The organism is Micromonospora sp. B9E7 (genome assembly GCF_039871815.1).
In the GTDB taxonomy this organism is placed as follows: Bacteria; Actinomycetota; Actinomycetes; order Mycobacteriales; family Micromonosporaceae; genus Micromonospora.
This window is the reverse complement of sequence record NZ_JBDPLX010000003.1, coordinates 323,508-346,320: the sequence shown is the minus strand read 5'-3', so window position 1 is coordinate 346,320 and position 22,813 is coordinate 323,508. Positions and strand designations below refer to the sequence as shown.

The 22,813-nt window shown below is 72.5% G+C and carries 23 protein-coding genes; 13 read left to right on the top strand and 10 right to left on the bottom strand.

Features of this window, described 5'->3' with window-relative positions:
* Window positions 1-25 precede the first annotated feature (25 nt).
* Window positions 26-1,003, top strand: a complete 978-nt coding sequence (locus tag ABGB10_RS06825) for an MBL fold metallo-hydrolase (RefSeq protein WP_347659990.1) — start codon at window positions 26-28, stop codon at window positions 1,001-1,003.
* A gap of 41 nt (window positions 1,004-1,044) precedes the next feature.
* Here the strand turns inward: ABGB10_RS06825 and ABGB10_RS06820 are convergent, their stop codons facing one another.
* The 3 genes from ABGB10_RS06820 to ABGB10_RS06810 are packed head-to-tail and all read right to left on the bottom strand — an operon-like array spanning window position 1,045 to window position 3,449.
* The gene (locus ABGB10_RS06820) at window positions 1,045-1,584 is read right to left on the bottom strand and encodes a DUF1697 domain-containing protein (RefSeq protein ID WP_347659989.1); all 540 of its coding nucleotides are present in this window, start codon (window positions 1,582-1,584) and stop codon (window positions 1,045-1,047) included.
* 27 nt (window positions 1,585-1,611) lie between these two features.
* Window positions 1,612-2,295, bottom strand: a complete 684-nt coding sequence (locus tag ABGB10_RS06815) for a response regulator transcription factor (RefSeq protein WP_347659988.1) — start codon at window positions 2,293-2,295, stop codon at window positions 1,612-1,614.
* Entirely contained in the window at window positions 2,292-3,449 is a 1,158-nt protein-coding gene (locus ABGB10_RS06810; protein WP_347659987.1) for a sensor histidine kinase, read from the bottom strand. Before ABGB10_RS06810 ends, ABGB10_RS06815 begins: the two co-directional genes overlap by 4 nt.
* A gap of 169 nt (window positions 3,450-3,618) precedes the next feature.
* Here ABGB10_RS06810 and ABGB10_RS06805 point away from each other — a divergent pair, with 169 nt between their 5' ends.
* Together ABGB10_RS06805 and ABGB10_RS06800 are read left to right on the top strand one after the other, a co-directional pair.
* Entirely contained in the window at window positions 3,619-4,404 is a 786-nt protein-coding gene (locus ABGB10_RS06805; protein WP_347659986.1) for an ABC transporter ATP-binding protein, read from the top strand.
* On the top strand, window positions 4,398-6,827 hold the full coding sequence (locus tag ABGB10_RS06800) for an FtsX-like permease family protein (RefSeq protein ID WP_347659985.1): 2,430 nt from the start codon (window positions 4,398-4,400) through the stop codon (window positions 6,825-6,827). The genes ABGB10_RS06805 and ABGB10_RS06800 overlap by 7 nt, the downstream gene beginning before the upstream one ends.
* 26 nt (window positions 6,828-6,853) lie before the next feature.
* On the opposite strand, the gene ABGB10_RS06795 is transcribed toward ABGB10_RS06800, so the two are convergent.
* From ABGB10_RS06795 to ABGB10_RS06780, 4 genes are read right to left on the bottom strand one after another with little or no spacing between them, the layout of a single operon-like run.
* Complete coding sequence (locus ABGB10_RS06795; protein ID WP_347659984.1) at window positions 6,854-7,417, bottom strand: heme-binding protein; 564 nt, start codon at window positions 7,415-7,417, stop codon at window positions 6,854-6,856.
* 32 nt (window positions 7,418-7,449) lie between these two features.
* Window positions 7,450-8,199, bottom strand: coding sequence for a hypothetical protein (locus tag ABGB10_RS06790; RefSeq protein WP_347659983.1), 750 nt, complete (start codon window positions 8,197-8,199; stop codon window positions 7,450-7,452).
* 2 nt (window positions 8,200-8,201) lie between these two features.
* Window positions 8,202-8,999 carry an ABC transporter permease gene (locus ABGB10_RS06785; RefSeq protein WP_347659982.1) on the bottom strand — a complete coding sequence of 266 codons (798 nt, stop codon included), beginning with the start codon at window positions 8,997-8,999 and terminating at the stop codon, window positions 8,202-8,204.
* Entirely contained in the window at window positions 8,996-9,892 is an 897-nt protein-coding gene (locus ABGB10_RS06780; protein WP_347659981.1) for an ATP-binding cassette domain-containing protein, read from the bottom strand. Before ABGB10_RS06780 ends, ABGB10_RS06785 begins: the two co-directional genes overlap by 4 nt.
* Before the next feature lie 132 nt (window positions 9,893-10,024).
* On the opposite strand from ABGB10_RS06780, the gene ABGB10_RS06775 reads away from it, so the two are divergent.
* From ABGB10_RS06775 to ABGB10_RS06760, 4 genes are all read left to right on the top strand, one after another.
* Window positions 10,025-11,281, top strand: coding sequence for a histidine kinase (locus ABGB10_RS06775; RefSeq protein WP_347659980.1), 1,257 nt, complete (start codon window positions 10,025-10,027; stop codon window positions 11,279-11,281).
* Between the two features lie 89 nt (window positions 11,282-11,370).
* Complete coding sequence (locus tag ABGB10_RS06770) at window positions 11,371-12,042, top strand: response regulator transcription factor (RefSeq protein WP_347660153.1); 672 nt, start codon at window positions 11,371-11,373, stop codon at window positions 12,040-12,042.
* A 157-nt stretch (window positions 12,043-12,199) separates the two neighbouring features.
* The gene (locus ABGB10_RS06765) at window positions 12,200-13,564 is read left to right on the top strand and encodes a DUF234 domain-containing protein (RefSeq protein WP_347659979.1); all 1,365 of its coding nucleotides are present in this window, start codon (window positions 12,200-12,202) and stop codon (window positions 13,562-13,564) included.
* A 145-nt stretch (window positions 13,565-13,709) separates the two neighbouring features.
* Window positions 13,710-14,141 (top strand): hypothetical protein, encoded by a 432-nt coding sequence (locus ABGB10_RS06760; RefSeq protein ID WP_347659978.1) that lies wholly within the window; start codon window positions 13,710-13,712, stop codon window positions 14,139-14,141.
* Window positions 14,142-14,239: 98 nt separating this feature from the next.
* Here the strand turns inward: ABGB10_RS06760 and ABGB10_RS06755 are convergent, their stop codons facing one another.
* Window positions 14,240-15,028: a D-Ala-D-Ala carboxypeptidase family metallohydrolase gene (locus ABGB10_RS06755; RefSeq protein WP_347659977.1), complete on the bottom strand. Its 789-nt coding sequence runs from the start codon at window positions 15,026-15,028 to the stop codon at window positions 14,240-14,242.
* 304 nt (window positions 15,029-15,332) lie between these two features.
* Here ABGB10_RS06755 and ABGB10_RS06750 point away from each other — a divergent pair, with 304 nt between their 5' ends.
* The 3 genes from ABGB10_RS06750 (at window position 15,333) to ABGB10_RS06740 (ending at window position 17,610) form a co-directional block, all read left to right on the top strand.
* Window positions 15,333-15,971 carry a hypothetical protein gene (locus tag ABGB10_RS06750; RefSeq protein ID WP_238645255.1) on the top strand — a complete coding sequence of 213 codons (639 nt, stop codon included), beginning with the start codon at window positions 15,333-15,335 and terminating at the stop codon, window positions 15,969-15,971.
* A 42-nt stretch (window positions 15,972-16,013) separates the two neighbouring features.
* A complete protein-coding gene (locus ABGB10_RS06745; RefSeq protein ID WP_145785295.1) occupies window positions 16,014-16,478 on the top strand; it encodes a PPOX class F420-dependent oxidoreductase in 465 nt (154 codons plus the stop codon).
* Between the two features lie 82 nt (window positions 16,479-16,560).
* On the top strand, window positions 16,561-17,610 hold the full coding sequence (locus ABGB10_RS06740; protein ID WP_347659976.1) for a hypothetical protein: 1,050 nt from the start codon (window positions 16,561-16,563) through the stop codon (window positions 17,608-17,610).
* 48 nt (window positions 17,611-17,658) lie between these two features.
* Here ABGB10_RS06740 and ABGB10_RS06735 read toward each other — a convergent pair whose 3' ends face one another.
* Window positions 17,659-18,891: a serine hydrolase domain-containing protein gene (locus tag ABGB10_RS06735; protein ID WP_347659975.1), complete on the bottom strand. Its 1,233-nt coding sequence runs from the start codon at window positions 18,889-18,891 to the stop codon at window positions 17,659-17,661.
* 98 nt (window positions 18,892-18,989) lie between these two features.
* On the opposite strand from ABGB10_RS06735, the gene ABGB10_RS06730 reads away from it, so the two are divergent.
* The 3 genes from ABGB10_RS06730 to ABGB10_RS06720 all read left to right on the top strand — a co-directional run bounded on the left by ABGB10_RS06730 (window position 18,990) and on the right by ABGB10_RS06720 (window position 21,182).
* Complete coding sequence (locus ABGB10_RS06730; RefSeq protein WP_347659974.1) at window positions 18,990-19,583, top strand: pentapeptide repeat-containing protein; 594 nt, start codon at window positions 18,990-18,992, stop codon at window positions 19,581-19,583.
* Window positions 19,584-19,785: 202 nt separating this feature from the next.
* Window positions 19,786-20,739, top strand: a complete 954-nt coding sequence (locus tag ABGB10_RS06725) for a hypothetical protein (protein ID WP_347659973.1) — start codon at window positions 19,786-19,788, stop codon at window positions 20,737-20,739.
* 113 nt (window positions 20,740-20,852) lie between these two features.
* The gene (locus ABGB10_RS06720) at window positions 20,853-21,182 is read left to right on the top strand and encodes a hypothetical protein (RefSeq protein WP_347659972.1); all 330 of its coding nucleotides are present in this window, start codon (window positions 20,853-20,855) and stop codon (window positions 21,180-21,182) included.
* Between the two features lie 47 nt (window positions 21,183-21,229).
* On the opposite strand, the gene dacB is transcribed toward ABGB10_RS06720, so the two are convergent.
* Window positions 21,230-22,813, bottom strand: a complete 1,584-nt coding sequence (gene dacB, locus ABGB10_RS06715; RefSeq protein WP_347659971.1) for a D-alanyl-D-alanine carboxypeptidase/D-alanyl-D-alanine-endopeptidase — start codon at window positions 22,811-22,813, stop codon at window positions 21,230-21,232.

Below are 22,813 nucleotides of genomic sequence, written 5' to 3'. Positions count from 1 at the left end.
GCCCGACCACGGGGAGTAGACCCGCATGCCCAGTCTCGACCGCCGACGCTTCCTGCGCGACACCGCCGCCACCACCGCCCTGGTCACCACCGGCGGGCTCGCCGCCGGCTCGGTCACCCCGGCCCAGGCCGCGCCGCCCGCCGCCGCACCCGCCCCGTCCACTCGCCGCAAGGGCGCGGTCAGCTTCCGCTGGTGGGGTACGGCCGGTTGGCGCGTCGACATCGCCGACCGCACGGTCCTCGTCGACCCGTTCCTCAGCCGGATCGACACCGGGCTGTTCACCGGCGCGTTCAACCCGGCCAAGGCGTTGACCGTGCGCACCGACGTGATCGACCCGCGCGTCGACCGGGCCATGACGGTGCTGGTCACGCACACCCACTGGGACCACTTCATGGACGTGCCGTACATCGCGAAGCGCACCGGCGCGCGGGTCTTCGGCACGCTTACCGCGTACCACCTGGGTTTGGCCTACGGGCTGCCGTCGACGCAGCTCAGCGCCGTCAAGGGCGGGGAGGTGCTGGACTTCGGCGACCACTCCGTCGAGGTGGTCGGCTCGCTGCACAGCCGCAACCCGTCGTACTCGGTGGCCTTCCCGGGGGTGCGGTTGAGTCAGCCCGCGCAGCCGGCGACCATCGCGGACCTGCCGGAGGGCGACACGCTCGGCTACCTGCTGCGGGTCGACGGCGGCCCGTCGGTCTACTTCACCGGGGCCAGCGACGTCGCCGAGCGGAATCTCACCGGGCTGGCGCCGGACGTGGCGATGGTGGCCATGCAGAACGCCACCACGACCGGGGACTACCTGCCCCGCCTGCTGGCCGGGCTGGACTACCCGAAGGTCGTGGTGCCGGTGCACTACGACAACTTCGAGACGGAGCTGAGGAACCCGCCGCCGGTCGCCGAGACCGACCGCACCCGGTTGAACGACATGATCGCGGCGATCCGCCGGATCTCACCGCGCAGCCGGGTGCTGGTGCCCGAGTACGAGACCGCGTACCACTTCTAAGCAGCGCCGGTGGGGGTCGCAGGGCCGCGACCCCCACCGGGTCAGCCGGCGGCCATCTCGGCCAGGGCCCGCACCGACTTCCAGTTGCGGGTGGTCGCCACCACGCCGAGCTTCTTCTCCAGGTACGCGTTGGTGAACTTCGACCGCCCGTAACCGCCGTCGACGTAGTGCAGGTAGACCTCCCGGCCGGTCACCGTGAACGACACGTTCTCCCCACCGGGCACGCTCAGCGAATCCACGGTGGACGGCTCGGGCGCGGTCGCCAGGAAGGCCACCAGCAGCCGCGTCGGGTCGTCCTCCCGGTCGGCGTACGGGTTGCCGCCGGCCACCGCCGCCAACTCCCGGCCACTGCGCACCAGCACCGGCACGGTCAACGCCAACTCGTCGACGAGCGCCCGCCCGATCCCGGCGGCCAGCTTCTCCGCGTCGCGCACGGTGCTGCCGAAGGCCACGTTGCCGCTCTGCAGGTACGTCTTCACGTCCCCGTGGCCGAGGTCGGTGACGATGCGGCGCAGGTCGGCCATCGCCAGTCGGGTGGTGCCGACGTTGACCCCGCGCAGCAGGGCGACGTAGCGGGTCATTGCTCCTCCTCGGTACGGCCGGCCCGCTCAGCGTAGGTCGGCCGGCCGCGAACCACCGGGACCGACCAGACCCGTCTCGTAGGCGACGATGACCAGTTGCGCGCGGTCCCGCACCCCCAGCTTGGTCAACAACCGCCCGACGTGGGTCTTGACCGTGGCCGGGCTGAGACTGAGGTGCGTGGCCAACTCCGCGTTGGACAGGCCCCGGGCGATCAGCGCGAGCACCTCCCGTTCCCGATCGGTCACGCCGGCCAGTTGGCGGGGCAGCGGCCGGGCCGGCTCCGCTCGCCGGGCGAACTCGTCGATCAGCCGGCGGGTCACCGTCGGCGCGAGCAGCCCCTCACCGGCGGCGACCACCCGGATGCCGGACAGCAGATCCGCCGGTGGGGTGTCCTTGAGCAGGAACCCGCTGGCTCCGGCGCGCAACGCACCGTAGACGTACTCGTCCAGGTCGAACGTGGTCAGGATGATGACCCGGGTGCCGGCGGTCGCCGGGTCGGCGCAGATCCGTCGGGTCGCCTCGATGCCGTCCATCTCCGGCATCCGTACGTCCATCAGCACCACGTCCGGCCGGTGCTGCCCGGTCAACGCGACGGCTTCCACCCCGGTTCCCGCCTCCCCGACAGTGGTGCAGTCCGGGGCGAGATCGACCAGCAGTCGGAAGCTGCCGCGCAGCAGCGCCTGGTCGTCGGCGATCAGCACGCGGATCACGCGGCCACCCGGTAGGGCAGGCTGGCCGTCACCGCGAAACCGCCGTTCGAGCATGGCCCGGCGCGGAACTCCCCACCGTGCAACGCCACCCGTTCCCGCATGCCGATCAACCCGTGCCCCTCCCCGCCGGTCACGACCGGACGCCGGCCGTCGTCGGTCACCTCCACCCGTACCTCGCCGGGCGTGACGGTCACCGTAGCCCGGCAGACGGCCGGGGCCGCGTGCTTCACCACGTTGGTCACCGCCTCCTGCACGATCCGGTACACCGCCAGGCCCACCGACTCCGGGACCGTGCTGCCGGGTGCCTCCCGCCGGACGTCGAGGCGTACGTCGACACCGCCGATCGCCGCCTGCCGGGCGAGCGCGGGCAACTCGTCCAGCCCGGGTGTCGGGGCGTACGAGGTGCCCTCACGCAGTACGCCGAGCACCCGACGGACGTCGGCCAGGGCGTTGCGGCCGGTCTCCTCGATCACCCGCAGGGCGGCGCCCGCCTCGCGGGGATCCGCCTCGGCGACGTGGTTGGCGACGGCTGCCTTCACCACGATGAGACTCAGCGTGTGGGCAACCACGTCGTGCAACTCGCGCGCCACCCGCAGTCGCTCCTCCGCGGTGGCCTGGCTGACCAGGTGGTCACTCTGCCGGGCGGCGAGGGCTCGGCGCTCCCGGACCAGCCACCCGATCACCCAGGCGGGCGCGATCATGACGACGGCGTAGACGACCGCACCGGTCCGCGACCAGAGATCACCCGCCGTCAGCACCAGGGCGACGCTCACCAGCGCGAGACAGCCCGCTGCGCACCGCATCGAGCGGCGGGTGGTCGTCGACGCCGCGACCGTGTAGAAGGACAGGCCGATGGCGAGTGCCGGCGCGGCAGCGGCGAAGTTCGGGATCACCCCGGTGACCAGGGCGACGGTGGCGACGGAGCTGATCACGGCGGCCACCGTCATCGGCCACCGGCGGCGTACGGCCAGCGGCAGCCCGAGGGCCATCCCGACGAGCACGGACACCCAGAGCGGTTCGCGTACGCCGCCGTGCAGCGGTGACTCCAGTGCCGCGTACGGGCAGAGCAGCCCACCGACCGCCACGGCCAGCAGGGCGTCCACGATGTACAGATCCACTGGCCGCAGCCGTCGGGTCAGCAGGGGAGCGGTCACCTGTCCGACCGTATCGGCCGGCTGGTCGGGCCGCGTCCACCCACGGGCGGTCATCCCGCAGGACGACGTGCCGGCGGAAGCGGGCCTCCGACTCCGCCCGGGGGAGGGGCGGAAACTGTCCGCGCCGGCACGACGCGCGGCACCTGCCACAGTCGGCACTGTGGTGGTCATGACCACACACACGGTGACCCTGACGGGGCTGCGCGCGGTGTACGGCACCGGAACCCGGCGGGTGACGGCGCTGGACGGCGTGACGACGAGCTTCGCGACTGGGACGTTCACGGCGGTGATGGGCCCCTCCGGCTCGGGAAAGTCCACCCTGCTGCACTGCGCGGCGGGGCTGGACAGCCCGACCGAGGGGAGCGTCACCATCGACGGCGCCCGCCTCGACGAACTCGGCGAGGACGAGGTGACCCGGCTTCGCCGCGACCGGATCGGGTTCGTGTTCCAGGCGTTCAACCTGGTGTCCACGCTGACCGCCGCGCAGAACGTCGAATTGCCGTTGCGGCTGGCCGGCCGCCGCCCACCGGCCCGGGACGTCACCGCCGCCCTCGACGCGGTGGGACTGGCCGACCGGGCCGGGCACCGGCCGAGTGAGTTGTCCGGTGGTGAGCAACAGCGTGTCGCCGTGGCCCGAGCGTTGATCACCCGCCCGGCGGTGGTCTTCGCCGACGAGCCGACCGGGGCGCTGGACAGTGCGGCGTCCCGGCAGGTGCTTCGGCTGCTGCGCGCGCTCGTCGACGACCACGGCCAGACCGTGGTGATGGTGACCCACGATCCCACCGCCGCCGCGTACGCCGATCGGGTCCTCCTGCTCGCCGACGGCCGCGTCGTCGACGAGTTGGACGGCGATATCTCCGCCGCGGTCGTCGCCGCGCGGATCGCCGAACGGGAGGCGGACCCGGCGGGCTCGTCGCGGCACGCCGTCGAGACGGCCGGGGAGCGGTCGTGCTGAGCGTCCGACGGTCGACCAGCGCGTTCGTGGCCGTCGCCATCGGGGTCGCGCTGGTCGCGACCGCCACCCTGCTGCTCGCCTCCGGGCGCCCGCAGGTGCCGGACCGGCTGGCGCGGGCCACAGTAGTGGTGCAGAGCCCCGAAGCGGGTGCCTCGGCCGACCAGTTCGTCCCGACCCGGCCGTGGTCCGCCACCACGGCGGCGGGACTCGTCGGCAGGCTGGCCGGTCTGCCGGGCGTCGTGGCGGCGGTACCGGACCGGACCTTCTACGCCCAGCCGCTCATCGACGGCCGACCCTCCGCCGCCGACACCCGGCGGGAGGACGCCCAGCAGGGGCACGGCTGGTCCAGCGCACAGCTGGGTGGACTGCGCCTCACCGCCGGTGAGCCGCCGCGCAAGCCCGGCGAGGTGGTGGTCGACCGTGCGCTCGGACTGCGCGCCGGCGCGCCGGTCACCCTGCTGACGGGGTCGGGACCGGAGGCGTACACCGTCACCGGTCTGGTCGACGGGCCCGGCGTCCATGTCGCGGACGAGGTCGCCGCCGCGCTCGCGCCCGGCGTCCGGGCCATCGGGCTGGTCCTCGCGTCGGGCGCCGACCCGGAGCGGGTCGCCGCGACGGCTCGCGGTGTCGTCGGCGGCGACGGTCGGGTGTTGACCGGCGACGCGCGCGGCGCGTTGGAGCCGCCGAACGACGCCCGGACCCGTTGGATCGGCATGCAGGTGCTCACCGCCACGGCAGCCCTCGCCGGCTTCGTCACGGTGTTCGTGGTCTCCTCCACCTTCGCGTTCACCATCGCGCAGCGCCGCCGTGAGCTGGGCCTGCTACGCGCCGTCGGCGCCACCCCACGGCAGGTCCGCCGCCTGGTGTACGCCGAGGCGCTCGTCGTCGGCGTCAGCGCGGGGCTGGTCGGTCTGCTGGTCGGCGTGGTGCTCGCCCCGGTGTTGGGTCGACTGCTTGTCGACGTCGGCTACGAACCGACGACATTCCGGGTCCGCTATGCCCTCTGGCCGGTCGCGGTCTCGCTCGCCGCCGGGCCGGTGATCGCGTTGCTGGCGGTATGGTCGGCGTCGCGCCGGGCGGCGCGGGTCCGCCCGTTGGAGGCGCTGCGCGAGGCCGCGGTCGAGCAGCGACCGATCGGGCGTGCCCGAGTCGCCACCGGGGCGCTGCTCGTCGCGGCGGGGATCGCTCTGAGCGTCGGCACGGCGACCGCGGACGAGGCCCGCGTGGCGGCGTCGTACGCCCTGTACGCGGTGATGGCCCTGGTGGCCGGTGCCACAGTGCTCTCTCCGGCGGTGGTCGGGCCGGTGGTGCGGCTGCTGCGGTCCCCGGTGCGCCGGCCCGGTGGCGCGATCGGGATGCTGGTCCGGGGCGGGGCGTTGACCGCCACCCGGCGGACCGCCTCGGTCGCCGCGCCGGTGCTGCTCACGGTCGCCTTCGCGGTGCTGGTGGCCGGGATGGTGCGGACCACCACCGCCGCGTACGCGGCGGGCCGGGCGGACAACGTGAACGCCGGCTGGATCGTCGTACCGGACCGGGCGCCAGGTCTGTCGGATGCCGCGGTCGCCGCGACCGGGGGCACCGCCCTGCTGCCGGCCACCGTCTACCGCACCGATCCCGGAACGCGGACGGTGAACCGGCCGCTGACCGCGCTCGGTGTCGACCCGACGGGCTTCGCCGCCGCGAACCGGGCACTCACCGTCGTCGCCGGCTCCCTGGAGGACCTGCGGGGCAACGACACGGTGGTGGTCACCGCCTCGGCGAACCTGCTGCCGTCCGCGCCGTACGAGCTGGTCTTCGCCGACGGGACGGTGGTGCCGTTGCGCGTCGTCGCGGTGGTCACCGACAACTCGCTCCCCGGCGACCTGCTCGTGCCCCGGGCCGTGGTGCGGGCGCACGACCCGTCGGCGTTGACCTCCACGGTGTACGTCCGGGACCGGATCGATCCGCCGGCCGGCGCGCGGATCGTGGACGTCGCCACCTGGGCGGCCGAGGCGGACGCCGCCGAGGACCGCCTCGTCTGGCTGTTCACGCTGCTGCTGATCGGTGTGTCGGCCGGCTACGGGGCCATCGCGGTGGCCAACACGCTGCTGCTGTCCGCCGCCGGCCGGGTCGCGGACCTGCGGCTGATCCGGTTGGCCGGGGCGACCCGCCGGCAGGTCGTCTGGCTGGTCACCGCCGAGTCCGCCCTGGTGGTCCTGATCGGCGCGCTGCTCGGTGGCGCGGTCGCGTTCGTCGGCCTGCTCAGCATCCGCGCCGGCCTGGCCGAACAGGTCGGCGCGTCCGTCGACCTGGTGGTGCCCTGGTCGGTGATCGCCGGTGTGGTGGGGCTGTGCCTGCTGCTCGCCGTGCTGGCGAGCGTGTTGCCGACGTGGCGGTCACTGCGTCACCGCCCCGCGCGGACCCCGGCCGGCGTCGTCGGATGATCGTGCCCCCTGAGCGGGAGCGCCGCTCACTCGACGACCGGCAGCACGACCTCGTTGCGGCGCAGGAACCACGGCTTCCACGGCAGGTCGAAGCGTGCGTACCGGACGGCGCCGGTGGGTTGCAGCCCGGCCGCGGTCACCGACCGGCCGAGCATGGTGGCCCGTCGGCCGAACGTCTGCTCGGTCCACCGTCCGGAGAAACGCATGGCCGCCGCCAGTTGTGCCGCAACCTCGCGGACCCGTACCCGGGCATCCACCGGCTCGGGCACGGTCGCCGCGGTGCAGGTGGCCGGCAGGACGAACTGGATCAGGTACGCGCCCGGCCAGTCGCCCTCGATCTGGACCACCGGCACGGTCATGGCGATCTTCTCCGAGCCGCTGGCCGCCGAGGTTGTCGGCTCGGCCGCACCGATCGGGCGTCGGGCCCGATTCGCGCCGCCGAGGTAGCCGGCCAGCGGTCGGAACGCCTCGATCGGCGCCCGGGTGAACGAGGCCTGGACCTGCATCTCGGCCACCAGGTGGGCCGGGTACCGACGCAGCTCGAACCCGGGGTGTCGGGACACCACCCGGTACGGCTGCTGTTCGATCATCGTGCGGCTCCCAGGGTCTGCTGGGACAGACGCTACCGCCCGTCCGGCCCCCGCTCGGCCGAAGTCGACTGCTCCGGCCCCGCAGTGACCGCCCGCGCGGTCAGCCGCCAGTACTGCCGCTTGCCCTCGTCGCGCAGCACCACCCCGAGCAGACCCAACTCCCGGCGCAACTCTCGGGCGTCGTCGCGGCGGTCCCGATCCATCGCCCGGTCGCGGGCACGCAGCAGCGCGTCCGCGCCGGCCGGCAACCCGGGCAGGTCGGGCACCCACAGCCGGTACGCCGACCGGTGCGGGTCGCCGTCCGCCCAACCCCAGCCGTGCGTCCGGAACGCCGCCGCCAGGCGCTCGGCCGGCAGGTCCGTCGGCTCCCGGACCAGTTCCGCGCCGTCGCCGTCGAGCAGCACCAGGTGCTTGTCGGCGAGGAAGACCACCCGGGTGTCGACCCGGGCGACGGCCCGGTCCTGGTCGGAGCGGCGTAGCCGGACCTGCGCCGGGTCGACGGTGACGATCAGCCGTTCGGCGGTGCCGATTCCGGCGATGACCAGGCCGGCGAGGACTCCCACGGCGACGCTGCCGGTGGTGGCCTGCGGCTCGGGCAGCCGGTCCAGCCACTCGATCAGGTCGCCGAACGGCACCCAGGGCAGCCGGGTGAGCCAGCCCGTCGCTGCCGCGAGGAGCCATCCGGCGCCCGCGCCGAGGAGTGGGAATCCACCCCACAGGACCGCCAGCTCCACCGGGCCGCCGCTGACCACGGTTCGTGGTCGGTAGCCGGCCGTGTCCATGGTCAGGACACCTCGCGGCGCAGCGTCCGGAACAGCCCGGCGGCCAGCGGCAGGACCAGCCAGACCAGCAGGGACACCGCTATCCGCCCCCACTGCTCCCCGGTGAGGGCGTCGCTGCTGAACAGCGGTTCCATGGTCTTGCTGGTGTCCAGCCACTCGGAGGGGCCGCGCAGGGGCCGGACCATCTCGCCGAGCACTCCCCAGACGGTGGGCAGCAGGAAGTAGCCGACGATGGCCAGGGGCGGGTTGAGCAGCAGCAGACCGAAGGCGGCGCCGATCAGCACGTTGGTGACCTGGAGGATCAGCGCGTTCACGATCAGCGACCCGTCGAGCTGCCAGCTGCCCGCGCCGCCGATGGCGGAGGCGACCAACGTCCCGACGGCGGCGAGGGCGAGGCTGGCCAGCACCGAAGCCAGCGCCGCCACCATGACCGCGGCCAGCTTGGCGGTCACCACCCGCTCCCGGCGGGGCACCAGGGCGTACGTGGTGAGGGCGGTCCGTTGCGACCACTCGCTGGTGATCGAGAGGATGCCGAGCACCGGCAGCAGCACCCCCACCGGCAGCAGGGAGGGGACGAAGAAGTTGGCGAACGTCTGGTCGGCGTCCTCGGCGTAGATCAACTGGAGGGTGACGACCACGGCGGCGATCAGGCCGATGGTGATCAGCAGCCAGCGTCCGGCCCGGGTGTCGACGAGCTTGCGTAGCTCCACGACGGTGAGCCGGGGCAGCGACGGTCGGCGTACCGGGGAATGGTGCCGGGGCGCGACGGCGCCGGCGGCGGGCGCGGTGGTGGTGGTCATCGGACGGCCTCCTTGGTGGATTCGCCGGCGGTCAGGGTGAGGAAGAGTTGTTCGAGGCCGCCGCCGTCGGCGGGGCGCAGCTCGGCCAGCGCGACGCCGGCATCGGCGGCGGCCTGGCCGACCGCCTCGGCGTCGGCCTGCACGAGCAGCCCTTCGGAGCTGTCGGCGGCGCTCAGGTTGGCGGCGTCCAACGCCCGGCGCAGCGCCGCCCCGTCGCGGGCCCGGACCAGCGTGCCGCCGCCGGCCAGCAGCTCGTTCTTGTCGCCCTGGGCCACGATCCGGCCACCCCCGATCACCACCAGCCGGTCCGCGACCGCCTCCACCTCGCGCAGCAGGTGGGAGGAGAGCAGCACGGTGCCGCCCCGGTCGGCGAAGTCGCGCAGCAGGCCGCGCATCCAGAAGATCCCCTCCGGGTCCAGGCCGTTCGCCGGTTCGTCGAGGATCAGCACCCGGGGGTCACCGAGCAGCGCGTGCGCCAGGCCGAGCCGCTGGCGCATCCCCAGCGAGTACGCCCGTACCCGACGCTTCGCGGCCACCGCGTTCAACCCGACCAGGTCGAGTTTCGCGGCGACCTCGCGGCGGTCCAGACCCATGGTGTACGCGGACAGCGTCAACGCCTCGCGGCCGGTGCGCCCGGCGTGCTGGGCGGAGGCGTCCAGCAGGACACCGACCTCCCGCCCCGGGTTGGGCAGCTCCCGGTACGGGTGCCCGGAGACGGTGGCGCGGCCGGCGGTCGGCGCGGTGAGCCCGCAGATCATGCGCATGGTGGTCGACTTGCCCGCCCCGTTGGGGCCGAGGAAGCCGGTGACGGTGCCCGGCTCGCACTGGAATGACACGTCGTCCACGGCCGGGTGTGGCCCGTATCGCTTGGTGAGGTTCTCCACGGTGATCATGCGGTTGAGCCTGCCCGCGCCGCCCGGCCATCCGCTGCGGCCACCGGTCGGTGCCGCGTCGACCTTGGTCGATCATCGGATCTCGACTTTGGTAGCTGGTCGTGTCGCCCGTCGGCTGCCTAGCATGGTGCCGTGACCAGCCTCGCCGTCCCGGAACACCCCTGGCTGCTGCCCGGGGCGCTGGCCGGCGCGGCCAGCCCGGACGCGGCGACCCGGCGACCCCGGCGCACCACCCGGGACTGGGCTGTCGACACCCTGGCCTTCCTGATCAGCCTGCTCTGGGTGCTGTTCGCCACCGCGGACGCCCTGTCGCCGGATCCGGCGATGGCGATCCCGCTCCCGCACGACTGGATGACCGGCGTGGACGCGCTGCTCGGGCTGGTCTGCTGCGGGCTGCTCTGGCTGCGTCGGCGCTGGCCGCTCGGGCTGGCGGTGGCTACCCTGCCGCTGAACCTGTTCTCGATGGCCGCCGCCATCCCGCTGTTGATCCTCTACTTCACCGTCGTGGTGCACCGGCGCACCGCCGTCGCGGTGGCGGTCACCGGCACCGGGCTCCTCACCAACCTGGTCTTCAGCTGGACTCGTCCGGATCCGGCCATGCCCTACTGGGCCACCGTCGCCTGGGGCGTCGTGATCACTGTCGCCGTGCTGGCCTGGGGGATGTTCGTCCGGGCCCGCCGACAGTTGATCGTGTCGCTGCGGGAGCGGGCCGAGCGGGCCGAGGCCGAGCAGCAGCTGCGGGTCGCCCAGGCCCGCCACCTCGAACGCACCCGGATCGCCCGGGAGATGCACGACGTGTTGGCGCACCGGATCTCACTGCTCAGCCTGCACGCCGGTGCGCTGGAGTTCCGGCCGGACGCGCCGGCCGACGAGGTGGCCCGCGCCGCCGGGGTGATCCGGGGCAGCGCGCACGCCGCTCTTCAGGATCTGCGGGAGGTGATCGGGGTGCTCCGGGCCGAGGACGGTGGCGACGACGCCCCGGAGCCGCCCCAGCCGACCCTCGCCGATCTGCCGGCCCTGATCGCCGAGTCGCGGTCGGCCGGGGTGCGGGTCAACGTCAGCGACAGCGTCGCCGAGCCGGGGGAGGTGCCGGCGGCGTTGGGCCGGGCGGCGTACCGGATCGTGCAGGAAGGGCTGACCAACGCCCGCAAGCACGCGGCCGGCGCAGCGGTCACCGTGGACGTGGCCGGCGGGCCGGGTGCCGGCCTGACCGTGGCGATCGGCAACCGGTGGCCGGTCGGTGCGCCCACCGGCGGCACCCTGCCGGGTGCGGGCACCGGCCTGGTCGGCATCAGCGAGCGGGTCACCCTGGCCGGCGGCCGGCTCGCCTACGGTCGGGACGACGCCGGCGACTTCCGGTTGGCCGCCTGGCTGCCGTGGCCGGCGTGACCGGCGCGCCAGACGGGGCGGGCCCTTCCAATGCGGCCGACCCTTCCGGCGAGACCGGCCCTTCCGGTGCGGCGGGGCCGCAGTCGGTCGTGCCGTCGGTGCGCGTGCTGATCGTGGACGACGACGCGCTGGTCCGGGCGGGGCTCTCGATGATCCTCGGCGGCCTGCCGGACCTGACCGTGGTCGGCGAGGCGGCCGATGGTGCCGAGGTGCCCGCAGCCGTCGCCGCGTACGCCCCGGACGTGGTGCTGATGGACATCCGGATGCCCCGGGTGGACGGGCTGACGGCCACCGAGGCGCTGCGTGCCCAGCCGCACCCGCCGGAGGTGCTGGTGCTGACCACCTTCGACGCCGACGAGCAGGTGCTGCGGGCGCTGCGCGCCGGGGCGGCCGGCTTCCTGCTCAAGGACACCCCGCCGGCGGAGATCGTGCACGCCGTACGCCGGGTGGCCGCCGGCGAGGCGACGCTCTCCCCGACGGTGACCCGGACGCTGATCGCCCACGTGACCGCCGCCGACCCCGGCCCGGTCGGCCCCGACCCGCGCCGGGAGCGGGCGCTGCGGTTGCTCACCGGGCTCAGCGAGCGGGAGCGGCAGGTGGCGGTCGCGCTGGGGCGGGGCCACACCAACGCGGAGATCGCCGGGGAGTTGTTCATGAGCGTGGCGACGGTGAAGGCGTACGTCTCCCGGCTGCTGACCCGCCTCGACCTCAACAACCGGGTCCAGGTGGCCCTGCTCGTGCACGACGCCGGCCTGGTCTGAGGGGCGGTTTCGCCGGTGCCAATGGTCGGGCACACCAACACGGATGACGTTACACTCATTCTTGGTTGTTCCATCTTTGGCAGTATCAGGGGTGATCGTGGACGGCTTTGTCGGACGGGACCGAGAGCTTCACCTTCTGGACGGCATGCTCTCTCGGGTGCAACGGGGTGGTCGGGCGGGCCGGCCGGGGCGTGCCCTCCTGATGCGCGGTCGCCGGCGGGTCGGAAAGTCCCGCCTGGTGGAGGAGTTCGTCGAGCGGGCCGACGTGCCGTATCTCTTCTTCACCGCTTCCGCGCAGCCCACCATTGCCGCCGACCTCGCTCTCTTCGTGGAGGAGGCGGCCGCCTCGACGCTGCCGGGGGCACAGATCCTTCGGGAGCAGCAACCGCAGACGTGGGACGCCGCGCTCACCCTGCTCGCCGCCGCGCTGCCGACTGACCGACCGAGCGTCGTCGTCTTGGACGAGATGCCGTACCTCATGGCGGGTGATCCAGGCTTCGAGGGTACGTTGCAGAAGGTCTTCGATCGTGAGCTGTCCCGGCGGCCGGTCCTGCTGATCTGCGTCGGATCTGACCTGGCCATGATGGAGGCCCTGAACGACTACGGTCGGCCGTTCCACCAGCGAGCCACCGAGATGGTCGTTCCGCCGCTGAGCCCAGCCGACGTCCGCGACATGCTCGACCTGTCCGCCGCCGACGCGTTCGACGCCTACCTGGTGTCCGGCGGTCTGCCCTTGATTCTCGACGAGTGGCCGACCGGCGCATCCGTCCACGAGTATCTGACCGATGCGGTCCGGGATCCGACCTCCGCCCTGCTGGTCAGCGGCGAGCGAGCACTGGCGGCGGAGTTTCCGCCCCAGTCCCAGGCAGGGCTGGTGCTGCGGGCCATCGGCTCCGGTGAGCGGACCTTCTCGTTGATCTCCCGTGCCGCGGGGGATCTTCCACAGGCGTCCCTGAACCGCGCCCTGCGCCTGCTGACCCAGAAGCGGGCTGTGGAAGTCGCCGTTCCGCTGTCGACGAGGCCGTCGCGGGAAACCCGTTATGCGGTGGCCGACCCGTACCTGCGCTTCTGGCTGTCCTTCCTGGGGCCTCACCTCTCCGAGATCGAGCGCGGGCGAGGTGACCTGACCCTGGACCGGATCGTCCGGTCATGGACGTCCTGGCGCGGGAGAGCCATCGAACCTGTCGTCCGAGAGGCGCTGCGCCGGCTGCCCGGAGACGCGCTGCCGGCGGAAGCGGCGGTGATCGGTGGCTACTGGACCCGGACCAACGACCCGGAGATCGACATTGTTGGCGCCGACAGTGGGCCCGTCGCTCGGCGTATCACCTTCGTCGGATCGATCAAGTGGCAGGAGAGCCGTCCCTTCGACGCGCATGACCTGGGCCGATTGCTCCTGCACCGGTCTCGGCTTCCCGGTGCCGACGAAACGGTCCCGGCCGTTGCCGTGTCCCGCAGCGGCACCGCCGTCGACGGGTTGCGCGTGCTGTCGCCGGAGGATCTGCTTGCCGCGTACCGGGATTGAACTTTCGTCCGACGTCTCCCGTACCAATGGACGAGGATGTCGGTGCGGTGAGTCCGCCGTACCGCTGCCGAGCTGCGGGAGGCCTGCCGTGCGAGTTGGTGAGCAGTCGACGGATCCCATCGACCAGGTACTGGGTGAGGTGCCAATGCCGGCACCGCTGACCCCGGAGGATGTTCGGCTCGCGGTCCGGGCGGTGGTCGTACACACCGCCGAGGAGTGGCCCACCGGGCCGCTGTGCCGCAACGACGGTGCCTCCTACCCGTGCCGCCTGCACCGCTGGGGGCGGCGCGTGTTGGAGGCACACGGGCTCAACGAACGGCAGATCGAGGCGTTGATCCGGCACGGCAACCCGTTCGTGCACGTACCCTTCCCGTTCACGGCGACCGGGCCGTCCCCGGCGCGTACCGCCGCTGGCCGGCCGGCGACGACCGGCTATCCGGCACCGGCCGGGCGCACCGGGGGGTTGCCGGCGCGGCAGCAGGCCGCGCGGGTCGTCCCACCGGGCGTACGGCCCACCGCTGCTGGCCGGCCGGTGACTGCCCCCGTCACCGCGCCGCGCTGGCCCCGGGCGAGCTGAGCGCTACCCCTCCGCTCGCGGACCCTGGGCCGACACGACGTCGGCCCGGCGCGGAGATTCCCTCTCCGCGTCGGGCCGGCGTCGCTCCGACAGGTGGCTCAGTCGTTGCCGGCTCCGATGCCGCAGTCCGGCGCGGACCAGTTCGTCGTGTTCGAGCTGCGGTCGCTGTTGTTCTCCCGACGCGAGTCGACGTGCACGTGGTCGTCGTGGTCGGGGTAGCCCGGCCCGTAGATCCCGCTGAACCCCTTGTCACGGGCGGCACGGGCGACCTGGCACAGCGATGACGTCCGTGAGGTGACGTCGGCCGCGTTGCCGTAGAGGTGTTGGCTGTCCGACGCGCCGCCGACCTGGTTGTTGCAGGCGCGACTGCGGAAACCACTGGACACGTTGAGCGGCTTGTCGCCGAGGCTCTTGCGCAGCGCCTCCAACTTCCACATGGTGCGCAGCGCGTTCTGCTTGGTCTGCGCCGCCGACAGAGGGCCGCCGCTCCACCCGCTGCCGCCGCAGCCGTTGTCCAGCTCGCTGTAGCTGAAGTGCGCGGGTGTGCAGTCGTTGTCCTGGAGTTGGTACAGCTTGGCGTAGGTCTGCGGGCCGGCGATGCCGTCGGCGCGCAGCCCGTACGCCTGCTGGAACCGTTTGACCGCGGCGGCGGTCTTCGGCCCGTACCGGCCGTCGTTCTCGACGATGTCCCGGTGGCCGGCCCACCCGGCGACCCGGATCTGCAACTGGCGGACGTCGTCGCCGGAGCGCCCCTGGGTCAGGGTGCGGTTCCACGTGTAGCAGCCGTCCGCATGCGCCGCCGGCGCGGCGACCACCGCGGCGATCGCTGCCCCGGGCAGTGCCAGGGCGAATGCGATGGCAGCACGCTTCAAGGTGTTTACGCGCACAGAAGTCCTCCCGATAGGAGAGCGATTGGGGTGGCCACGGGACATCGACCTGGAAGTCCCGCGATTTCCACCCTGACACTGATCAGGGCGGTTGGAGGCAATTAACGAGAATCGTCCTCACAAATCGCTGTCCCTGGGTATTGGCTGGGAATTCGACTGATTTGCGAAACAGTCATTTCCTGCCGATCGGCCCCTGTTCCGGCCAACCACACCGAACGTCGCAATCAACCACACCGAGGGTGATGTTCCCTGGCCGGCGACGGCCGGTAACGTCAGCCCGGGCGGCGGACTGGCGGAGGTGCACGTGGCACGCGGTGGCGTCTTCTGTGTCGAGGGTCAATGGCACCGCGACCTCAACGAGCGAGGCTCCGTGCTGCCCACCCTGGAGCTGCTGGAGCGGCTGGGCAAGATCCGTTTCATCCACAAGGACGCGGCCACCCGCGACGAGCTGTTCTACTTCCTGGACCGCTGGCTGCTCAAGCAGTACGCCGACCATCGGGTCGGTTTCTTCGCCATGCACGGCGAGCCGAGCCGACTCTGCCTCACCGACTGGCAGTCCGTGGAACTGAACGAGGTGGCCGATCTGATGGCCGGCCGCGCCGAGGGGCGACGGCTCTATTTCGGCAGCTGCTCGGTCCTGCGAGCTTCGGACGCCGTGCTGCGGGAGTTCCTGGAGGTCACCGGAGCCGCTCTGATCTGCGGTTTCACCCGCGAAGTCGACTGGGTCGAATCGGCAGCCTTCGAAACCGTCCTTCTCGACGTGCTCGCCAACGGCCAGCGCCACAATGCCGCCGAGTTGCGAATGGGCTCGGCCCACTGGGCGCCGCTCGCGTCGTACCTCGGTTTCCGGGTGATCTACGCCAACGGCCGGGCCTGGCGCCCGTCCGGCCGCCCCCGGGTGCCCACCCAGGCGGTGCACCGCTCCACGGCCCGGCCCCGCTGACCCGCCGTCGGCGCTGCGCCCGTGCCCTGGTAGGAACGACGAATGGCGCGCAGCATCGCACGGAACACCCGGGTCGACCGGGATGACCTGCTCGACTTCCTCCGGCCACGACACCGCGTCGTGCTGATGACCACCCGGGCCGACGGGCGTCCGCAGTCCTCCCCGGTCTCGGCGGGGATCGACGGGCAGGGTCGGCTGGTCGTCTCGACCTACCCCGAGCGGGCCAAGGTGACCAACATCCGCCGGGACCCGCGGGTGTCGGCGTGCGTGCTCAGCGACGACTGGAACGGCCCCTGGGTGCAGATCGACGGCACCGCCGAGGTGCTCGACCTGCCCGAGGCGCTGGAGCCGCTGGTCGACTACTTCCGCAGCATCTCCGGCGAGCACCCGGACTGGGACGACTACCGGGCGGCGATGGTGCGCCAGGGCAAGTCGCTGATCCGGGTCACCATCGACGCCTGGGGTCCGATCGCCACCGGTGGCTTCCCCGCCCGCCTGGCCGACTGACCCTTCGTTCGGTGGATCTACGGGCTGGCGTTCATCGACTACGGTGAGCCAGGCAAGATCCACTGACACGAACGGGGACCTCGTGAACAACCTTTCTGCCCCTCGCCGGCTGCTTGCCTGGGCGGTGCCGGCCACCCTGGCGCTCGCCGTCGTCGCACCCGCCCTGCCGGCCCAGGCTGCTCCGGTGGGCACCCCGACCTCGGCCGTCACCGGTCCGGTCGACAAGGACCTCAACGGCGACGGCGTACCGGACCTGGTGACCGCCGGCGGCACCACGACCGGCCTCGACTCCGGCGTCTGGACGGCGCGGGGCCGGGTCAACGCGACCACCGGCGTCGGCACCGGCCGGGTGAAGGTCCCGGCGGTCAACATCGGTATCTACGGCAACGGGGTCACCGGCGACGAATCGCCGGCCGACTTCGACGGTGCCCAAATGATCATCGGCCGGTTCTTCGGCACCACGAACCAGGACTTCCTGGCCTACTACCCGGGTGGCGACAACGCTGGCGGCGGCAGCATCATCGCGGGCGTCGGCGACGGCACGATGGCCAAGCCCTACAACGCACAGGTCAGTCTCGCGCGCGAGTTCCTCTCCGACGAGCACGGCAACGCGCCGATCCAGCTCGTCAACGGGTACGTGGCGGACGGCGCCGACACCACCATCGCGGACCTGCTGGGCATCGTCGGTGACGCGACCAATGGGTACCGCCTGGCCTACTATCCGAACTACTGGGGAGCAGGCCTCTACCTTCCGCTGCCCCAGGACAACGCCACCCCGACCGGGGGCAGCGACTGGCAGAACTGGACGCTGGCCAGCACCGAACTGGCCTCGGGGATGGCGCTGGTGCTGCGGAACAGCACCACCGGCGACCTCTACCTGTGGCAGGGCGTCACCATGACCGACAACGGCGACGGGACCGGCACGCTCGCCTACACCCAGTACCGGCTCGCCTCCGGCTGGAACACCGGCGTCACGATCAGCAGCCTCACCGCCGCCGACCTGAACGCCGACGGTGTGGCCGACCTGTGGGCGGTCTTCCCGGACGGGACCGTGCGGGCGTACCTGATCTCGAACCTCTCCACCAGCAAGCCGGCGAAGATCCGCGCGATCCAGGCGCAGCAGCTCAACTGAGCTGAGGTGTGGGGCCGGTCAGCTGCGGCCGGCGGGCCCCGCACCGCCTCAGCCGAGCAGCGCGGCGTAGACGAGTTGGCGCAGCTGGGAGCGGAGCGGGTAGGTGCTCGACGGCATCAGCTGGGTGAACAGCAGCGCGGTGACCTCCTCGGCCGGGTCCACCCAGAACGCGGTGCTGGCCACGCCACCCCAGTAGTACTCGCCGACGCTGCTCGGCACCCGGCTGGGGATCGGGTCGTCGACGACCGCGAAGCCGAGGCCGAAGCCGATCCCGTCGAGGGTCGTCTCGGCGAAGCCGCCGGTGGACAGGGTGCCCAGGTCCTGGCCCCCGGGCAGGTGGTTGCGGGTCATGAACCGTACCGTGCGGGGCCCGAGCAGCCGGACCCCGTCCAGCTCGCCGCCGCGCAGCAGCAGCTGGGTGAAGCGGTGGTAGTCGGCGGCACTGGAGATCAGACCGCCTCCTCCGGACAGCAGGGCGGGCTTGTGGAACGCGAGCGAGCCGAGGCTGTCGTAGCGGACGGCCCGGCCGCTGCGCGGCTCCGGTACGTAGAGCGCGGCCAGCCGGTCGGCCTCCTCGCCCTCCACCCACCAGTAGGTGTCGGTCATGCCCAGCGGGCCGAAGATCCGGTCGGCGAAGAACGCGTCGAGGCTCTGTCCGGAGATCACCTCGACGAGTCGGCCGAGCACGTCGGTGGCGACCGAGTAGCCCCAGGCGGAGCCGGGCTGGAACAGCAGCGGCAGCTCGCCGAAGGCGGCGCAGGCGCTGGCCAGGTCGACGTCCGCCGGCGGGTACAGGTCGTAACCGGCGGCCCGGTACAGGCCGTCGACCACCGAGGTCTGCATGAAGCCGTACGTCAGGCCGGCCGTGTGGGTGAGCAGGTGCCAGACCCGGATCGGCTCGGTCGCCGGCACGGTGTACGGCTTGAGCATCGACCCCTTGGAGTAGACCCGCAGGTCGGCGAACTCGGGGAGCCAGCGGCTGATCTCGTCGGTCAGCTCGAACCGGCCCTCCTCCCAGAGCATCATCGCCGCGACCGAGGTGACCGGCTTGGTCATCGAGTAGATCCGCCAGAGCGTGTCCGCCTCGACCGGCGCACCCGACTCCCGGTCCCGCAGCCCGTACGTCGAGGCGTGCGCCACCTCGCCGCGGCGGGTGACCACCACCTGCCAGCCGGCCAGTCGACCGTCGTCCACGTACCGGCCGAAGTGCTCGTCGATCCGCGCCAACCGCGCCGGGTCGAAACCGATCTGATCCGGGTCCTTGCTTCGGGCGACACTCACGCCGCCGAACCTACTCGCCGGTATGGCCGTACCGGAAGGGGGGCCGACACTGGTCGGACCGGCCGCCGGCTGTCGTTGGTGACCACTAACCTGGCCGGATGCCGGAGCTGACCGAGGACGCGATCTTCCGCAACGAGGACTGGTACGGCGAGGAGCTGACCGACCGGCACTTCGTGGGCTGTGAGTTCTTCGACGTGGACCTGACCGAGGCGGTGAGCCGGGGGGCGGTCTTCACCGGGTGCACGTTCGGCAACGTCCGGTTCAACGCGTCGCGACATGTCGACTCGGCCCTCACCCGCTGTGTCTTCCGCCGGTGCAACTTCTTCGAGGCCGAGTTCACCGGCTGCAAGCTGGTCGGCAGCACCTTCGTCGACTGCGACCTGCGCCCGTTGACGGTCGACGGCGGTGACTGGTCCTTCGTCGCGATGCCCGGCGCGGACCTGCGGGGCGTCCGGCTGACCGGGGTGCGGATGCGGGAGGTGGACCTGACCCGGGCCAATCTGACCGGTGCCACCGTCACTGGCGTCGATCTGTCCGGCGCGCAACTGCTCAATGTGCGGCTCGGCGGCGCGGACCTGCGGGGCAGCGATCTCACCGCCCTCGACCCGACGGTCGTCGAGCGGGCCGGCGCCATCGTCGACGTCGGGCAGGCCGTGGTCATCGCACAGTTGCTCGGTTTTCGGATCGGCTGACCCCGAACGGCGCTCGTGGCCTGCCGAAGTGTCCGCCCGCGCGGCGAGGGCCGCCGTCGGCGCCCGGCTGCGGGCTGGACACGTCCGGCAGTCCGGATCTAGCGTGTCGTCCACACCGCTACGAACGCGAAACGGCCCACAGTGGACGGTGTGATCCGCGGCGGTGGTCGGCGGCGGCCGGGTGGTGGAGTTGGAGGGGTCGGTGGCGGACGAAGACCGCACGCGGACTGATTCGGGTGCTGGGGACGCATCAGCGAAGCACCGTTCGGGTGCCGTCACCTCCGGGCAGACCCGCGCCACGCTGCGCCGGGTCGCCCGTGCCCGACAGCGACGACGCTGGGCGGTGGAGGGTGTCGCCGTACTCGCCTGCCTGGCGGCGTTGATCTCGTACCTGAGCATCCGGTCGGACCCGGCACCCGAGGACGACCAGGCGGGTCGCCCGGGCGGTGTGACCGGAGTCGCCGCCCGATCTCCCGGTTTCCCGGCCACCGACGGGCGCACCGGTGACGCGGGGCCGGCGGAGCCCGGCCTGCGTCCGCGCCAGCGCCCGCCCTCGCCCGACCCGACACCGTCGACGACCGCGCCGGCCCCACCGCCGCCGTCACCCCGGTCGCCGGTGCTGTCGGTGACCCGGGGGGAGATGCCCGCCGAGGTCAACCTCACCGCCGTGGGCACCCGGGACTGGGTGCACTGGGGGCAGCGTGGGGGCAACTCGACGGTCCGCAAGCGGGCCGGCTCCGGGGAGATCGTCGACGAGGGTGGTGCCGGCACGCGGGTCGCCTGGGACGGCAACCAGGAGCACGTGCGGTGGTCCGACGGCTCGTCGCAGCGGTCGGCGCGGGACAGCTCCGAGGGCGTCTACACCTGTGGCACCGGCAACGGGTTCTCCCTCGCCGTCGCGGGCAGCGGTGAGTCGCGCACGGTCCAGCTCTACGGCGGCATCTGGATGGCCCGGGGGCGTCTGGAGGCGCGGTTGTCCACCGGCGGACCCGCCAGCAGCGTGGTGCTGGAGGACCCGTACACGAGTCAGAGCGCTCAGTTCACCATCCGGTTCACGGTGCCGAAGGGTGCTCGACTGCTGCTGACCTGGAAAGTCGAGAAGGTCTTCACTCCGCACTGCGGCAACGTCGGCCTCCAGGCCGTGGCGGTGCGCTGACCGACCAGTCGCTGCGCGGCGGCACAGCGGGACAGTTTGTCCGTCGCCCAGGGTCGAGAAGGTCGTAGCTTTCTGCTGTCCCCATCCGACCATCCAGTGTGGAGGCAGCGGAGATGAGTAGTAGTACCGCCCACCGCGTCCGTCGCGCGGCTTCGTCCGGTGCCGGTGAAGCGTCCGGAGAGGTGCTCCGCGACATCCCCCTGCCGCCGTACGTGACGGGCGAGGACACCCAGTTCGCGGTGCGGGCGGTGGTGGTGCACGCCCCCCGGCGGTGGTCCGGGGGAGTGGTCTGCCGCAACGATGCCAGCCCGCACCCGTGTCGCCTGCACCGCTGGGGCACCCGGGTGCTGGCACTGCGCGGGCTGCGGGCTGCCGAGATCGCCGCGCTCATCGAGCGCGGCGACCCGACGGCGGTGGTCCCCCCACCGGACCGTCCGGCCTGAGCGCGCGTCCGGCCGGGAGGCACCAGCCCGCGCCTCCCGGCCGCCGCTCAGCAGGTGATCGGCTTCACCCAGGAGCACTCGACACCCTCCGGGGTCCGGGGAGTCTCCGGCACTGCCGGAGGCGCCATCCGTGTGGCGCTCGTGCCGCCCGTGCGGAAGCCGGCAAGTGCCACCGCGATCTGGTCCTCCAACGGCTTGACCGACGCCGTCAGGTAGTTGTTCAGCAGGATGGCGAACGCCAACAGTCGGCCGTCGGCGCTGGTGACGTAGCCGGAGAGGCCGGAGACACCGGTCAGGCTGCCGGTCTTCGCGTGCACGTTGCCGGCCGCCGGGGTGCCGGCCATCCGGCTCCGGAGAGTGCCGCCGACGAACCGCTCGGGTTGCCCGGCGACAGGTAGGGCCGCGTACCAGGTCCCGAACCACGGTTCGGCGCGGACGGCGCTCAGCAGGTTCACGAACTCCGCCGCCGGGACCAGGTTGCGCCGGGACAGCCCCGATCCGTCGCGCTGGCGCAGCCGCCCGGTGTCCATCCCGGTGTCGGCGACGTACTCGCTGATCGCGGTCATTCCGGCGGCCCAGGTGCCCGAACCGTTCAGCACCCGGCCGATCTCCTTGGTCAGCACCTCGGCGTGCCCGTTGTTGGAGAGCTTGAGGAACGGTGTCATCAGCTCGCCGAGGCTCATCGAGTCGTGCCGGGCCACCGGGTGGGCCGTCCCCGGGGTGGGCTGGCCCAGCACGGTCCGGCCGACCACCCGGACGCCGTGCCGGTGCAACGCCGCCCGGAACACGTCGGCCGCGTAGCCGGTGGGCTCCCAGACGGTCACCCAGTCGCTGGCGGGCTCGTCGTCGAGGGCGATCTGGCCGGTCACCACCACGGTGTTGCCGCCGTGTTCGCGCTCGATCGAGATCGAGGTCTCGCCCTCGGCGACCGTCACGGCCCGGTTGTCGACGCGGACGTACCCGGTGGGTGGGGTGGTGCTCACCACCGGCGGGGCGCCGGCCCGGCCGGCGGGTGCGGCCTGCACGATCACCGTCCCCGCGTCGTAGTCGGTGTCCGGGGCGACGGTGAGCGCGGAGACCTGCGCGGCGTAGTAGTAGGGCTCGTCGTCCCAGGTCCAGTCGGGGCCGAGGCGGGTGTCGTCGTAGCGGGTGTCGTCGGCGACCAGGTTGCCGGTGACCACCCGTACGCCGTCGGCGGCGACCTGGGCGGCGAGCGTGTCGTAGTCGGCGGCGAGCATGGTCGGGTCACCGCCACCGCGCAGGTAGAGGTTGCCGGTGAGCAGGCCCGCGTGGCGCTTGCCGTTGGTCTGCACGTCGGTGGTGAAGCGGTGCCCCGGACCGAGCAGCCCGAGGGCCGCCGTCGAGGTCATCAGCTTGGTGTTGGAGGCCGGGATCAGCCGACGGTCGCCGTTGCGGTCGTAGAGCGGCTGTCCCGTGCTGGTGTCGACCACGACCACCGACGCCTGTGCCCCGCTGAGGCGGGCGTCGCCGAGGATCGTGTCGATGGTGTCGTGCAGTCGGGTCGTCGCGGGGGTGGGCGACTCGGCCGTGGCACCCGGCGCGCCGGCGGTGGCCGCGGTGGCGACCAGTGTGAGCACAGCGAGGGCCCGGACAAAGTGACGGCGATGCAT

Coding starts and splice junctions, on each gene's coding strand:
- ABGB10_RS06730 (WP_347659974.1), top strand. CDS start 18,990: ATGCCGGAGCTGACCGAGGACGCGATCTTCCGCAACGAGGACTGGTAC.
- ABGB10_RS06795 (WP_347659984.1), bottom strand. CDS start 7,417: ATGATCGAACAGCAGCCGTACCGGGTGGTGTCCCGACACCCCGGGTTC.
- ABGB10_RS06790 (WP_347659983.1), bottom strand. CDS start 8,199: ATGGACACGGCCGGCTACCGACCACGAACCGTGGTCAGCGGCGGCCCG.
- ABGB10_RS06780 (WP_347659981.1), bottom strand. CDS start 9,892: ATGATCACCGTGGAGAACCTCACCAAGCGATACGGGCCACACCCGGCC.
- dacB (WP_347659971.1), bottom strand. CDS start 22,813: ATGCATCGCCGTCACTTTGTCCGGGCCCTCGCTGTGCTCACACTGGTC.
- ABGB10_RS06825 (WP_347659990.1), top strand. CDS start 26: ATGCCCAGTCTCGACCGCCGACGCTTCCTGCGCGACACCGCCGCCACC.
- ABGB10_RS06745 (WP_145785295.1), top strand. CDS start 16,014: ATGGCGCGCAGCATCGCACGGAACACCCGGGTCGACCGGGATGACCTG.
- ABGB10_RS06760 (WP_347659978.1), top strand. CDS start 13,710: ATGCCGGCACCGCTGACCCCGGAGGATGTTCGGCTCGCGGTCCGGGCG.
- ABGB10_RS06720 (WP_347659972.1), top strand. CDS start 20,853: ATGAGTAGTAGTACCGCCCACCGCGTCCGTCGCGCGGCTTCGTCCGGT.
- ABGB10_RS06785 (WP_347659982.1), bottom strand. CDS start 8,999: ATGACCACCACCACCGCGCCCGCCGCCGGCGCCGTCGCGCCCCGGCAC.
- ABGB10_RS06805 (WP_347659986.1), top strand. CDS start 3,619: ATGACCACACACACGGTGACCCTGACGGGGCTGCGCGCGGTGTACGGC.
- ABGB10_RS06820 (WP_347659989.1), bottom strand. CDS start 1,584: ATGACCCGCTACGTCGCCCTGCTGCGCGGGGTCAACGTCGGCACCACC.